Below are 14,360 nucleotides of genomic sequence, written 5' to 3' on the forward strand. Positions count from 1 at the left end.
ATATATGTTTATAATTTCTTTTTGGGTTGCTTGTTGAAACGATAAGAGAGGTGCACCATCGCATAGCGAGTGATGACATTACGCCACGTCTCCTTTCTGCCATACTGGTTGATGGTCTGGGTGACATTGTCTATCTGTCCCAGCAGATCGTAGCCCACGAGGCGGAGCTGCACCTTGTCGTTGAAGAACGAACGACCAATCTGCAGGTTGAACACCAGTTGGTTGGTATTCATGCTGTGGTCAGCATAGCCACGACGGCAATACATCGTCATATCGCCAGAAAGGGTCATCTTCCAAGGCAGCGAGGTGACACCATTAAGACCATAGGAGAAGTCCACGCTGTTGATGTTCTCAGAGCCTTCGGCCGATGTGGTGATATGCTGATAGCTTGCCCTGCCGAAAAGCGAGAGTTCAAGATTGTTCTTACTATAGTCAAGCGACAGACGCTGACTGATGCTATTGCGCTTGGACGACTGCAACACATTGATCAGTTCATGACTCTTGGTCTCATCCACAGCGGTATTGCCACCCAGTGTGACAGGCACCTTAGGGAAAAGTTTGATGCCACTGTATCTGAATACGGCAGACAACTGATAATTGCCATCGGTGTTGCATTGGCTCATAGTGGTGATGCCTGTCGTCCTGTCATAGAGCACGCTGTTGGCAATGGAATTTTTGGTTGTGAGGTAGTAGGCTGAGAAATCCAGCATCCTGCGCTTCGCCCAATTGTGCTTGCTCCAAAAGAACTCAATTTGATGAGTCGTCGCCGTCTTCAAGTCAGGATTGCCATTCATCACCACCAACGGATTGGCATCATCGGTATAGGGCAGCATACTGGTGAGCGAGGGCAACTGGCGCGACACAGAATAGTTCACAGTATAATCAGCACCTCGCTTGCCGTCGTTGAGTCTGAAGCTCACTCTTGTCGAAAAGGTGGCATCGTTTCTCACCATAACAGTGTCGATGGTATTGCGCTTGTAGGTCAGACGGCGTTTCTGGAAGTCCTGATTCAGGTTGGTGGTTATCTGGAGTCCATACTGCTTAGGCAGATTATATTGCCAGTTCACAAGGAGCGATGGCTGGTGGTGAGTGGTCTGCATCTTTGAATCGTAGGAGTTGACAATATCGCGCATCTGGAAGAGTTCTGCCAGTTCGTCGCCAGCAGTATACATGGTGCGTGGCGCCTCTTCCGAACTATTGCTAAAGACGTATTTGGGAATAACAATCAGAGCACTCTTCTGGAATCTGTACGTCAGACTATAGTCGGCCCCCAACTGATAGTTATAGATGTCCGTAGGACTCTCAGCATACATCCGCTTATAGGTCTCTGCCGTAGGCGCATCCGAACGGAAGTGGCGCACGATATTCACCTCGTCGGAATGACTCTTGCCATTGGTCAGGCCGCCATTCAGACGGATGTTCAACACGTCGGTTGTAAAGAAGCGCAAGGTGGCTATGGCCGAGAGGTTGGCATGCAAGGTGTGGCCATTGCTGCGTTGTTCAATCTGCTGGTTACTGGTCACCAGGTTTTTCTGATAGAACATATTCTCGCTATTAAAGATACTGTCGAGCGAGGCACCCATATAGGCTTCAGAAGGATTGCCGTTCATATCGACATAGCGCGAAGAGCCATTGCCACGATTATCAGTATAGTCTAACTTGGGTTGAATCTCCATATAGAGGTTACTGTTGGGCTTCTGCAACGTCAGCTTGTGGGTGGTGTTAAGATGAGAAGAGCGCGATGTGCTCTGTGAACGGAAGCGTGAATAGGTGTCGCCACCTGTCAGGAACTGCGAGGCCGAAGTAAAGGTCTGGTTATTCTGATGGTTATAGTCGAACGTCACGTTGCCCTCGTACTTAAATCGCTTCTGACGATCATCGATAGAGTGCATGAGGCCTGTGGAGCAATAGCGAGTGGGCGACACGAGGTTGTACTGGGTGTTCCAGTTGCCACTGGTGCCAGGCACTGAGGCATTGTTGGTGTTGTTCACATTGCCAAAGAGTACTGAGCGACTGTAGTTCGAGAAACGCAGGCCAAACAGTTTGCCAGCATAGTGATTATCTGTGCCCAGGCCGCCCTCCACATTCATAGACCAGCCAAAGGAGTAGATCTTCTTCAGGTTAACATCCATCACCAGTTCCTTTTCTTTCTTGTTGACCGACTGGATGCCAAGGGCCATGTTCCTGTCAGACTCCTTTCGATAGACCTTGATGGTGTTCACCATATAGCCAGGCAGATTGTCGAGCGCAATTTTGGGGTTGCCCTTGAAGAAGTCGCGCCCGTTGACCATCAGGTTGTCCACAAACTCGCCATTCACGAATATCTGGCCATTCTTCAGCTCCACACCAGGCAGTCGGCTCACCAAGCCATCGAGCATGCTGCCTTGTGCCAACTGGAAGGCATCAGCGTTATAGACGATGGTGTCGCCACGATAGTACATCTTGACCTTCGACGACTTCACCACCACCTCGCCAAGTTGGTGCTCGCGCAGCGACATGGGCAACTTGCGCAACTTGAAGGTGCCAACGAGATGGGTGGGCTTTCTGTACTTGATGAACGACAACTTCACCTTATGATACTCTGGATAATAGTTCTTGGCAGAGATTTTTAACACGTAGTCTCCACTCGAGACATTGTCCATGTGCCACCCGCCAGGGTGATTGGGCGTTCTGCCCACCACCTTAACAGTGTCGGCATCATACAGCATGATCTCACAGCTATCCACAGCCTCGCCAGTGAAACTGTCAACAACATAGCCATACGCCCTGTTCTGACCATACGCCATCAGATGGCACATGGAGATGAAAAACACCAGCAAAAAACGATTCATTTTAACTTGTAACTAACGGGTAAGGTATAGGTTGTTTCTACACGTTTGCCATTCTGGCGAGCTGGCTCCCAACGAGGCATATTGCGCACCATGTGGATGGCTTCTTCCTTCATGGCCTCGATGGCGTCGTCGTGGTTTCTTACTGTCTCCACAGCCTCAGCATTGCCATCCTTGGCGGCCTTCAGCATGTTGTCAGTGACGAGAGGGCACGAAGAGGAGATGCTTATAACCTTTGGCGAGCGCACAAAGCCTGTCTTGTCGACAGTGAACTTCACAAGAACCTCGGCTTCAATCTGCATCTCGCGAGCCACAGAAGGATAGGTCAGACTCTTACTCATATAATCGAAAAGCTCAGCCGTTCCTCCAGGGAACTGTGGTATCTGCTCGACCATCATAACACCTGCTCCATTTTCATTATCCTGGTATCGAGGGTCGTTGCTGTCAATGCTGACATGAGAAGCCACCACCTCGACGTTTCTGAATTGCGAGTTCTCCTCCATCATGACGTCCAACTGACGACTGCTGATGTCGAGCACCTGCTCTTTCTGTCCCACATAGGTGATATGTATCTTGTTATTGGGATTTTTCACCTTGAACGCAAAGTTACCGTTCATATCGCTGACGGCTACGGACACTGTTCTACCATCGGCATCAACCTCGCGGATGTTGGCACTCATCAATGGGCCTGCGGCATCCTTCACAGTGCCTTTAACAAGGTCGCCTGCTTTCACAGCGTCTTCGTTCGATGCCTGCTCTGCCTTGGCTGGCACAGGGGTTGGGCTTACTGGCGCAACAACCTCTTCTGACTCGGCAGAGAGCGCACTGACAATGGGCTGCTCGATGATTTCCACGCTGTTGTCTACCACTTCCTTCAATGCTTCTTTGGGCTTTGAGAAGGCTGTTAGGGCAAGGCCTACAAGGGGGAAGGTGATGACGATCCACGCCATACGCCACCAATGAGATTGCTTTTTCTTCATCATAATAATTCGTTTTTTAATGTTGAGGTTAAACGAACTGGCGAGTGCGTAGGCCTCCGCTCCCACTGTCCGCAGGATTAGTAATCGCTGATAGTCACGACTTTGAATCCTGTAATGATTGATCACTTCATCGTCGGCTTCATATTCGTGAATAACTTTTATCTCTTTCATCACCAGCCAACAGGTGGGGTTGATGATGACGCATATCATCAAGAGTAACAGGTCGAGGTGGTGCAACAGCAGGATGTGCGAGAGCTCGTGGCGAATGCTGGCACGGCGGCCAAAGCCTTGCTCACTGCTTGAGATAACTATGAAGTTCATCCAACTGAAGGGGCCATACTCGCCATCGTGCTCCACCAGGCGAATCCAGCGGCCTACCCTATGGCTGCGCTTGCCTCTGAGGAACCACAGCATCTTGGCGCACGACTTGCCCCACCCTGTGAGCTGTATAACAATATATAATAGGTAGGCCACCAGCAGGAGCGCAGCACCTGTCTCGGCTGGCGTCATCTTGTCGCTTTGGGTCTCTATGGTCGACTGGATGGTGATGGTGCTCAGGGGCGTTGGGTCTACCCAGGCTGTGGTGCGACAGACCTCGGCCACAGGCTCCATCTGGGTGGTGGGAACGATGTGTATCAATGGAAGCACGGCCGACAGGACCACACTGCCCAGGAGGAAGATGCGATTGAAACGGTGGAACGTGGTGCCACTGAAGCACATCTTATAGAGCAGGAGAAACAGCAGCAGGCAGGCCGACCACTCAAGGATATATATGACGAATGTTCCCATATCTTTTTATGTTTTAGGTTCTTGGTTCTTTTGTCTATGGTCTCTTATTCTTCTTCCACCATCTTAATGAGTTCCTTCAACTCGTCGACGCTCACCTCGTGGCGCTTCACCAGTCGTGAGATAAAATCCATGTAGGAGCCTCCAAAGAAACGGTCGATGCTGTCTTTGTTCATGCGCGACACATACTGTTCGCGCGTCAGGGCAGCGCTATAGAGATAGAAGCGTGGACTCAGTTCCTGGTGACTGATCATGCCATGCTGCTCCAGACGGCGCACATAGGTGGCAATGGTGTTGAAATGCGCTGAGGTGTCAGGTAGATGACCAATGATGTCGCGAGTGGAAAGTGGACCTTTCTCCCACAGCACTTCCATGATTTGGAGTTCTTTGTCAGTTAGCTTCTTCATACTTTTATCGTTTTAGGACATTGCAAAGATAACTACAATTTGTAATAACCTCCAAATTTCGTGACATTTGTTAATATTTTATTTGTAGTTATTAACATATTACCAACTGGTTCTTTACTCGCGTACAAATAAATATAAGTTTTCCTTTTGCATTTCTCTCATTTATTCGTAACTTTGCAAACATTATGATGGACGAAGATTTTGATATTCGCGAAGAGCGGTTTGCTGGCGGAGGCGAGAAGGACTTTGAGAATGCCTTGCGCCCCCTGCGCTTTGGCGACTTCAGCGGACAACAGAAGATTGTGGAGAATCTGCAGGTGTTCGTTGAGGCGGCGAAGTATCGCGGCGAACCACTGGATCACACCCTGCTGCATGGCCCTCCTGGACTGGGAAAGACCACGCTGAGCAACATCATCGCCAACGAACTGGGTGTGGGCTTTAAAATAACAAGTGGACCTGTGCTCGACAAGCCTGGCGACCTGGCTGGCATCCTAACCTCGCTGGAGCCACGCGACGTGCTGTTTATCGACGAGATTCACCGCTTGTCACCTGTGGTGGAGGAATACCTCTACAGCGCCATGGAGGACTATCGCATAGACATTATGATAGACAAAGGGCCATCGGCACGCAGCATTCAGATTGACCTGAACCCGTTTACGCTGGTGGGCGCCACCACACGCAGCGGACTGCTGACAGCACCTCTGCGCGCCCGTTTTGGCATTAACATGCACCTGGAATACTACGACCCAGAGACGCTGAGTAAGATTATTGAGCGCTCGAGTAACATCCTGGGCGTGCCCATCACTGAGGATGCCGCCATGGAGATTGCTGGTCGCAGCAGAGGAACGCCTCGTATTGCTAACGCACTGCTGCGCCGCGTGCGCGACTTTGCTCAGGTGAAGGGTAATGGTGCCATCGACACGAAGATATCGCGCATTGCCCTCACGGCTCTTAATATTGATAAGTATGGACTTGACGAGATTGACAACAAGATTCTGCTGACAATCATCGACAAGTTCAAGGGTGGACCCGTGGGTATCACCACCATCGCCACGGCTATCGGCGAGGACGCTGGCACCGTGGAAGAGGTGTACGAGCCCTTCCTGATTATGGAGGGATTTATTAAACGAACACCTCGTGGACGCATGGTGACGGAACTGGCCTACAGACATTTTGGACGCAACCCCTATTCTGGGGGCTTACTACAACCCGGACTGTTTGATGAATGACTTTTTTCATCAAACAGTCCGATACTGATTTTTCACTTTTTTATAGGATTCGCCAAACTTTTTTGTGCAAATACTTTTGGACTTTTGTAACATCCAAATGATGAAAGTATTTGAAAATGAAGCATTTATCTAGTCAAAACCTGTATAATTAAGTTCAACACACCATGTACACATTTTCCAATTTAATTACACAACAGATTACATTCTTTTTATACTTTTGCAGCCGAAAAACATTTGGAGTCAAAAAAAGGCATGCGCTCAAGCGCTACAAGAATAACGGAAAAATGAAGTTAAATACCATCATAGCACCACTATTATTATTGTTGATGACTGCCGCATGTAGTCAAGACAATAACAATGCTGTATTCTCGGACGAGGAGAGAGACAAGAAGGATGCCATGTTGGGAACCATCGCCTCGGTAGACTCGCTGAACGAGATGCTGCTGAACTATGAGGAGCAGAAAGATGGACTTGGACAGATCATCGCCTATAGATATCTGGGCATACGCTATCGCGAACAGCATCATCTGGAAACAGCACTCAACCGCCATCAACACGGACTGGCTCACGCCAACGAGATGGGCGACACCATAGAGATTGTGAGAGCACATAACCAGATTGCCATCAACTATATGCAGATGGGGCAGTTGGAAAATGCAACACAGCACCTGCTGAACTCGCTGGCGCTATGTACGCAATATAAGGACAGAGGCAACAGAAGGGCACAACAGAACCTGGCCGAGACCTACAACGGCATGGGTCATGTGTTCCGCCTGATACGCAACCAGGACCAGTCGGAGGGTGCTTTCCGTGCGGCCCTGAAGATAGAACGCCTGCTGAACGACAATCAGGAGCAGACTGCCAACAACAAGCTGACGGGCCGTGATGCCTTCACACCCAACGACAGTCTGATTAACGCCCGACTGGATCGACGCGCCATCACACACATCTATAATATGTGTATGGAACAGGAGCGCTTCAACCACGTTCAGCAACAGAAAGAGGTGGAGGCCTATTTCGACATGCAACGCACACAGAAGAACACGTTTCTAGTGGTGGTCTTCCTGGTATTGCTACTGGCCATCGCCATCATCCTGTTTATGTGGCATCACCTGCAGTCGAGAGACACCAAGCAGATGATGATGCGCGACACACAGCGCGTTAGAGAGATCTTTTTCAGAAATGTAACACACGAGTTCCGCACGCCACTCACCGTGATCCTGGGCATCAGTCAGCAACTGGAGAACCAGGAGATTGAGGACCTTGGTCAGGTGCGCTCGGCTGCTAAGATGATTGTGAGACAGGGCAACTCGCTCCTGGCACTCATCAACCAGCTGCTGGATATCTCGAAGATTCGCTCGGCCGTGGGCGATCCTCGCTGGCGACATGGCGACATCATCGCCTTCACCAACATGATTATTCAGAACTTCCTGCCCTACGCAGAGAGTAAGCGACAGGAGCTGACCTTTACGCACTCACTGACACAGCTGGAGATGGACTTCGTGCCCGACTATGTACAGAAGATGCTGTCGAACCTGCTGTCAAACAGCGTGAAATATACGCCTCAATACGGCAAGATTAACGTCACAGTGGAGCAGTGGGGCAACAAGATTAAGCTGCTGGTGTTCGACACTGGACGCGGCATTCCCAAGGGGGAGACAGCGCACATCTTCGACGCCTTCTATCAGGGTGAGCGCCTGGGTGAGGAGATTGGAACAGGTATCGGTCTGTCGCTGGTGAAGCTCACCGTAGAGGCCATGGACGGCACAGTGACCGTGGACAGCATTGAAGGTCAGGGAAGTACCTTCACCATCATCCTGCCCACGAAGCATGCCGACGCACAGAAAACGGACGAATATCCACAGTTTGACGCCAGCGAGCTGACGCCAGAGGCTATTGGACTTTCCAAGGACCAGGAGGACGACGACCAGCCACAGTTCAGCATGCAGAACGAGGCGCTGCAGATGGCTATCAGCGAAGGAAAACAGATCCTCATCGTGGAGGACAACCAGGATATTGCACACTATATTGCGCAGCACCTGACACAGGCAAACCTGCTCTTTGCACGCAATGGGGCCGAGGGTCTGCAGAAGGCCAAGGAGACTGTGCCCGACATGATTATCACGGATGTGATGATGCCTGGCGAGGTGAACGGACTGGACCTGTGTCGCAGCATTAGAAGTGACGAGCTGCTGAACCATATTCCCATCATCATCATCTCGGCCAAGACGACTGAAGACGACCGTATTGAGGGACTGGACGCTGGCGCAGATGCTTATCTGGTGAAGCCATTCAACTCGGAAGAGTTGCTGGTGAGAGTAAAGAAACTGCTGGAGCGTCAGCAGCGTATGCGTGAGAAGATGGCCAACCTGAGTGTGGACGACAGTACGCCAGACACCACCATGACGGCCTCGGACAGACAGTTCCTGAACCGTGTGATCGACACAACCTACCGTCTGATGGCAAAGGGCAATGTGGACATGGAGACGCTGGCCAGCGAGATGGCACTGAGCAGAAATCAGTTGAACCGCAAGATCATGGCTCTGACAGGTCAGAACTCATCGGCCTACATCATGAAACTGCGACTGGCACGCGCCAAGCGACTGCTGAAGGCGGACATCACCATGTCGGTGGGCGATGTGGCTCTGAAATGCGGATTCGACGACATGGGATACTTCAGTCGTGTGTTCAAACAGTCGTTCGACATGACACCCACACAATATAGAAAAAATGTTTAAACACATCATTTATTATAATACAAAATAAAATCAAAAACTATGCACATCGGAGAGAAAATTAGAGAAGTAATGCACCAGCAGAGAGTATCTGTTATTACTATCGCAAAGGAGATTGAGTGTGAGCGTACCAACGTTTACAACATCTTTGAAAGAGAGTCTATCAACACCGGTCTGTTGCTGAAGTTCTGCCACATCCTGGGTCACGACTTCTTCAAGGATTTGTCTGAGGAGACTTTCGGTAGAACCAGACACTAATCTTTTTCTGAATTACTTCGAATCGAGAGAAAAACCAAATAAAAGTTGGTTTTCTCTCGTTTTTCTTTGTTTTGCTCTCAACTTTTCGTAACTTTGCACCCATGAAACAGAACACAGGTATCTTCGTTGGAAGCTTTAATCCCTTCACCATCGGCCACGACTCCATCGTGCGTCGCGCCCTTCCCTTGTTCGACAAGCTCGTGATTGGCGTGGTGGGCGACCATGTGTCGAAACCTGACATTCCGCCTGCCACAGAACGAATGAAGGCCATAGAGGACCTGTATAAGGACGAGCCACGCATCGAGGTGAAACCCTACTACGGACTGGCCGTGGACTTTGCACGCGAGGTGGGTGCCCACTTCATTGTGAAGGGCGTACGCTCAGTGAAGGACTTTGAATATGAGCGAGAGCAGGCCGACATCAACCGCCAACTGACGAAAGGCGAGGTGGAGACCATCCTTCTGTATAGCGAACCGCAATTTTCGTCGATTTCATCGAGCATGGTGCGCGAGTTGGAGCACTTCGGCGTGGATGTGAGCGACTACCTGCCAAAAGCACATAAATAAGGATTTACGAACAATAAAATAAAGGTTGTTTGTCTATGATTACATACAATTGTGAAAACGTGAAGATGCCTGCCATCAAGAAACGCGAGACCACAGCATGGATTCGTGCCGTGGCTGCCACCTATAAGAAAAAAGTGGGCGAGGTGGGCTACCTGTTCTGCGACGATGAGCATATCCTGCAGGTAAACCGCGACTATCTGGGTCACGACTACTACACGGATATCATCACCTTCGACTATTGCGAGGATAATGTGCTGAACGGCGACCTGGTCATCTCGCTCGACACAGTACGTTCGAACGCCGAACTCTTTCACAAGACCTATGAAGAGGAGTTGCATCGCGTCATCATCCACGGCATCCTCCACCTTTGCGGCATCAACGACAAAGGACCTGGAGAACGAGAGATCATGGAAGCGGCAGAAAACAAAGCGCTGGAACTACGATAACTGCGCCATCAGTTGTCCACAGATGCTAACGCCTATGACCAACATGACTTGACGTAACCTGAAATATATCATAATCTTCATCGTAAGCAGGCGACTGGATAGACAGCAGGTTGAGGACAGAGTGGAAGATGTAATGCTGCTCTAACACCGTAGGCAAATTACGCTTATAGGTTCTGTAGCCCTCTGAGGTCCATACCAGGAAAGGTATCTCGTACTGCTCTTTGGGTGCCAACTGCATAGGCAGGCCATGCATGAACATCTTATTCTCGCCAAGCGATTCTCCATGATCGGAAATGAATATCATAGCACTCTTCCAGTCTGTCATGGTGCGTAGGGTGTTAATCAGACTGTCAAGCAGATAGTCGGTATAGCGAATGGTATTGTCGTAGGCATTAACCAGCATGCCCACATTCTTCTCTCCTTCCTCCACGTTTCTGGCCACAGGCTTATAGACTTCGAATGCCTTGGGATACTTACTGGCATACTGAGGGCCGTGACTGGTACTGGTGTGCAGGATAATCAAAACCTTATTCTTGGTACTGGATTCTATGCGCTGACGTAGTCCAGCGAAGAGGATATCGTCATAAGTATCTCCCACATCGGGATATTGGTCGGCCAACTCCGAACCTGTCAGATATTCATCGATATGGATAGGCGGCTCGCCCCAATTAGAGGTGCGCCAAGATACGTCAACACCTGTACGGAAAGCATAGTTGGGCAACAGTTCATAGAGGTCGCCACAGTCTTTCGGCTCAAGGATGGCCTTAGTGCCAGCAGTGGTATAGGTGGCACAAGAAGTGGCCTGAAAGACTTTCAGATCCTTTTGTTTCGAAAGTAGTGGGTTGGTATCGCGCTTGTAACCATAGAGTTGGAAGTTGGCTTTTCTGGCCGACTCGCCGATGACGAGCACCACAACCGCTTTCTCATCGTCGGTAATCTGGCCATCGGGCAGTTTAATTTCCTCGGCTTGCTTGTCAAAACTGAAGCTAATAACACGATAAGTATTGGCAATATACGACCAGGGCTGCAGCAATCCACCCAGTTCTGTGTCGTGCTCGCTGATGAAAAGCGTCTGATTGATATTCAGTAGTCCTACCACAAGAATGACGGCCAGCGAGCTGCCGCAATAAATACCCAGTTTTTTTGCCTTGCCAATTACCACTGGTTTTAACAGGCAGAACAAAGCAGGAAGGACACCAAAGACCAGGATAAAAAGCCATAGCGACCAACTGAAGAAGCCTGAAGCCTCGGAATATCTGGTGTTGAACACGTTCTCGATGGTGGTGGCATTAATGTACACGCTGTAGGTCAGGATGAAATAGACAGCGGTGGCATTAATAATCGACAGAATGGCCAGTAAAATGCGGCCAACAATTCGCATGCAGAACATGGCCAGACAGGTCATCATGAAGTTCAACACCAACATGATGATTACCAATGACAACGTCAGCCACACAACACCTATCGAACTTTCATTACTGTTGTCAATAATAAACTGAAAAAAGGGTATGTTATAAAGCAACAAGGTGCCTATACTAACAAAACACGAGAAAGAAAAAAGCGAAATAGGACGCAGAAGCGCTTTTTTTGCCTTACTTAATAAACGTATCATTTTGTTTCTTCATTATTTAGTTTCAGTAATTTTTTCCTGCATAAGAAAAACATCAGAAACGGTGTAACAAAACCTATGATGCTGCCTACACATACATCCGACAGGAAGTGCTGAGACAGATAGACGCGTGAATATGCGCCCATAGCAGCAAGAACCAACAACAAGAATAACGCCGTGTTAAACAGGAGCTGAGTCTTAAGGGGGTATGCTCGCTTTCTCCGACAATAGTAATATGCCTGAATGATAACCATGCAGGTGCAAAACATAAAGAACGTGGAGGCGTGGCCCGAAGGAAAGGAATTACTATGATGCATATCCACTCCCTGTACTAGAGGCAACACCAGATGATGGTAATGTTCGAACACACTGACAGGACGGTCGGTATTGATGGTGTGCTTCAACAGCTGTAATAGAGCCCCTCCTGTCACCTCACACATGGCAAAAAAGACTGTTAACTTAAACTTCTTCCAAAGCAAAGGAAGCAGGGCAAGAAGATATAGCGGCCACTCTGCCAACAGGGTATAGTATTTGAAAAATGTATCCTGGAGGCTAGAGTGATGAGAGTTTAGCAGCATGTGAAGCTCTGGCTTCGGATACGCATACATTAATCCGAGTACTACCATAAGCAATACGAGATATAGGGCAATATAGATGAATATTCTTTTAAATAACGTTTGCCTACTCTTTATTCCTTGAACCTGTTTCTCTTTCATGGCAATTATTATTTTATGTTTTTAGGTATTTTAAGTTTTTCAGGCTTTAAAATTACAAATAATCTACAACTCCAACAAAGATAAGTCACTTGTTGGTGATAATTTTGTGATTATTAAAACATTTTAGTAAATTTTAAAAGAAAAGCGTTGGAACTACGGAAATAGCACCAACGCTTTTTCATTATTTTAGAATGAGTTTCTTTTATTGTAAAAGCTCTAATGCCTTCTTTACAGCCTCACTGTCTTCGTTGAACACAGAGAAATATTCGTTCATATCCCACAAATCGCGGGCTACAAGGGCTTTCAGCTGCAGTTTGAGGTAAGGCATCGTCTTCTCTAGTTCGGCGGCGTCCTTGGGCTTTATTTTCTGTTTCTCGCCCTCCTTCACAATGGCATCGATGAAGGTCTGGGGAATTTCGTAGTTAGCCTTGAACGATGCGAAGTCAGGATACTGCTTCTTGAGCGCCTTGCGATTCTTGTCGACATAGCGCAGGTTCTGTTGGATAATAATGCTCTTGGCAGCCAACTCACGATGATACTTGGTATAGCGGGTGGTATCGAGCGGAATAAAGTAGTCGGGCATGATGCCACCACCACCATAGACAGTGCGATGCTCCTTCAGTGTCTGGAACTTCAGCGAGTCGGCATAATGGATGCTGTCGGCATTGGTCAGTTCGCCACTGTTCAATCGGTTCAGGAGATCCTTTTCATAACTCTTCTTGTCGCCCTTCTCGTATGGCTTCTGGATACAACGACCAGAGGGGGTGTAGTAGTGTGCGATGGTGAGGCGGATCATCGAGCCGTCGGGGAGTTCGATGGGACGCTGAACGAGTCCCTTGCCGTAGGTACGACGGCCAACAACCATGCCACGGTCGTGGTCTTGGATGGCGCCAGTGACAATCTCGGAAGCAGAAGCCGTAAACTGGTCGACCAACACCACCAGACGACCATCGCGGAACGAACCATTACGCGCAGCCTTATATTCGCGGCGAGGCACCTCGCGGCCCTCAGTATAGACAATCAAATCGCCAGGATTGAGGAACTCGCCAGCCATGTCAGCAGCAGCCTGAAGATAGCCTCCACCGTTCTCCTGGAGGTCAAGCACAAGATCTTTCATACCCTGCTCCTTCAACAGAGCCATACGTTCCATAAACTCATCGTAGGTGGTAGCACCAAAGCTGCCCACACGGATATATCCGATGCCTGGACGCAGCATATAAGCTGCATCGACGGTATGAACAGGTATCTTATCGCGCTTCACCTTGAACGTGAGCAGATCCTTGATTCCTGTACGGACAACGCGCAGGTCGGCAATGGTGCCCTTGGGGCCACGCAGACGGCGCATAATCTCCTCCTTCGACATCTTAACACCAGCAATAGCTGTGTCGTTGACCATCACGATACGGTCGCCAGCCAGGATACCCACCTTCTCGGAAGGGCCATTGATAACGGGCTGGACAACGATGAGCGTGTCCTCCACCATATTAAACTGCACGCCAATACCCTCGAACGAGCCGTTCAGGGGCTCGGTCATGGCCTTGGTCTCTTTGGGAGTGGTATAAGTGGAGTGTGGGTCCAACTTCTCGAGCATGCCGCGGATGGCGTCCTCTACGAGCTTCTGCTCGTCGACCTCGTCTACATAAAGGGCCTTGATGGCCATCTCGGCAATAGAGAGCTTGCGCAACTGACTCTCGGCATTAGCGCGGTTGTTGGTGACAACCATCTGTGCCGATACCGTCTGTCCCATCAGCGACAGGGCCATCACTGCCAGGAATTTATTAATGGTCTTCATACTGTTGA

11 protein-coding genes are annotated in these 14,360 nt (G+C 49.3%); 5 read left to right on the forward strand and 6 right to left on the reverse strand.

Going from position 1 to position 14,360, the window contains the following annotated elements; all coding sequences use genetic code 11:
• Window positions 1-8 precede the first annotated feature (8 nt).
• Genes M1D30_RS13275 through M1D30_RS13285 form a run of 3 tightly spaced genes read right to left on the reverse strand, consistent with a single transcriptional unit; the run spans window position 9 to window position 5,001 of the window.
• Window positions 9-2,831, reverse strand: coding sequence for an outer membrane beta-barrel protein (locus M1D30_RS13275; RefSeq protein ID WP_248504758.1), 2,823 nt, complete (start codon window positions 2,829-2,831; stop codon window positions 9-11).
• The gene (locus M1D30_RS13280; RefSeq protein WP_248504760.1) at window positions 2,828-4,597 is read right to left on the reverse strand and encodes an energy transducer TonB; all 1,770 of its coding nucleotides are present in this window, start codon (window positions 4,595-4,597) and stop codon (window positions 2,828-2,830) included. The genes M1D30_RS13275 and M1D30_RS13280 overlap by 4 nt, the downstream gene beginning before the upstream one ends.
• A gap of 44 nt (window positions 4,598-4,641) precedes the next feature.
• On the reverse strand, window positions 4,642-5,001 hold the full coding sequence (locus M1D30_RS13285) for a BlaI/MecI/CopY family transcriptional regulator (RefSeq protein WP_248504762.1): 360 nt from the start codon (window positions 4,999-5,001) through the stop codon (window positions 4,642-4,644).
• A 188-nt stretch (window positions 5,002-5,189) separates the two neighbouring features.
• On the opposite strand from M1D30_RS13285, the gene ruvB reads away from it, so the two are divergent.
• The 5 genes from ruvB to ybeY all read left to right on the forward strand — a co-directional run bounded on the left by ruvB (window position 5,190) and on the right by ybeY (window position 10,235).
• Window positions 5,190-6,230 (forward strand): Holliday junction branch migration DNA helicase RuvB, encoded by a 1,041-nt coding sequence (gene ruvB, locus M1D30_RS13290; RefSeq protein WP_248507866.1) that lies wholly within the window; start codon window positions 5,190-5,192, stop codon window positions 6,228-6,230.
• A gap of 284 nt (window positions 6,231-6,514) precedes the next feature.
• Window positions 6,515-8,968: a response regulator gene (locus tag M1D30_RS13295; RefSeq protein WP_248504764.1), complete on the forward strand. Its 2,454-nt coding sequence runs from the start codon at window positions 6,515-6,517 to the stop codon at window positions 8,966-8,968.
• Window positions 8,969-9,007: 39 nt separating this feature from the next.
• Window positions 9,008-9,223, forward strand: coding sequence for a helix-turn-helix domain-containing protein (locus tag M1D30_RS13300; RefSeq protein WP_256466171.1), 216 nt, complete (start codon window positions 9,008-9,010; stop codon window positions 9,221-9,223).
• Between the two features lie 101 nt (window positions 9,224-9,324).
• Window positions 9,325-9,789 carry a pantetheine-phosphate adenylyltransferase gene (coaD, locus tag M1D30_RS13305; protein WP_248504767.1) on the forward strand — a complete coding sequence of 155 codons (465 nt, stop codon included), beginning with the start codon at window positions 9,325-9,327 and terminating at the stop codon, window positions 9,787-9,789.
• A 35-nt stretch (window positions 9,790-9,824) separates the two neighbouring features.
• Window positions 9,825-10,235 carry an rRNA maturation RNase YbeY gene (ybeY, locus tag M1D30_RS13310; protein WP_248504769.1) on the forward strand — a complete coding sequence of 137 codons (411 nt, stop codon included), beginning with the start codon at window positions 9,825-9,827 and terminating at the stop codon, window positions 10,233-10,235.
• Window positions 10,236-10,260: 25 nt separating this feature from the next.
• Here ybeY and M1D30_RS13315 read toward each other — a convergent pair whose 3' ends face one another.
• From M1D30_RS13315 to M1D30_RS13325, 3 genes are all read right to left on the reverse strand, one after another.
• Window positions 10,261-11,847, reverse strand: a complete 1,587-nt coding sequence (locus tag M1D30_RS13315) for a sulfatase-like hydrolase/transferase (RefSeq protein ID WP_248504771.1) — start codon at window positions 11,845-11,847, stop codon at window positions 10,261-10,263.
• The gene (locus tag M1D30_RS13320) at window positions 11,844-12,560 is read right to left on the reverse strand and encodes a phosphatase PAP2 family protein (RefSeq protein WP_248504773.1); all 717 of its coding nucleotides are present in this window, start codon (window positions 12,558-12,560) and stop codon (window positions 11,844-11,846) included. Before M1D30_RS13320 ends, M1D30_RS13315 begins: the two co-directional genes overlap by 4 nt.
• Before the next feature lie 202 nt (window positions 12,561-12,762).
• Window positions 12,763-14,352, reverse strand: a complete 1,590-nt coding sequence (locus tag M1D30_RS13325) for a S41 family peptidase (RefSeq protein ID WP_371874106.1) — start codon at window positions 14,350-14,352, stop codon at window positions 12,763-12,765.
• Window positions 14,353-14,360: the final 8 nt, after the last annotated feature.

The organism is Prevotella sp. E15-22, from assembly GCF_023204875.1.
Taxonomy (GTDB): Bacteria; Bacteroidota; Bacteroidia; order Bacteroidales; family Bacteroidaceae; genus Prevotella.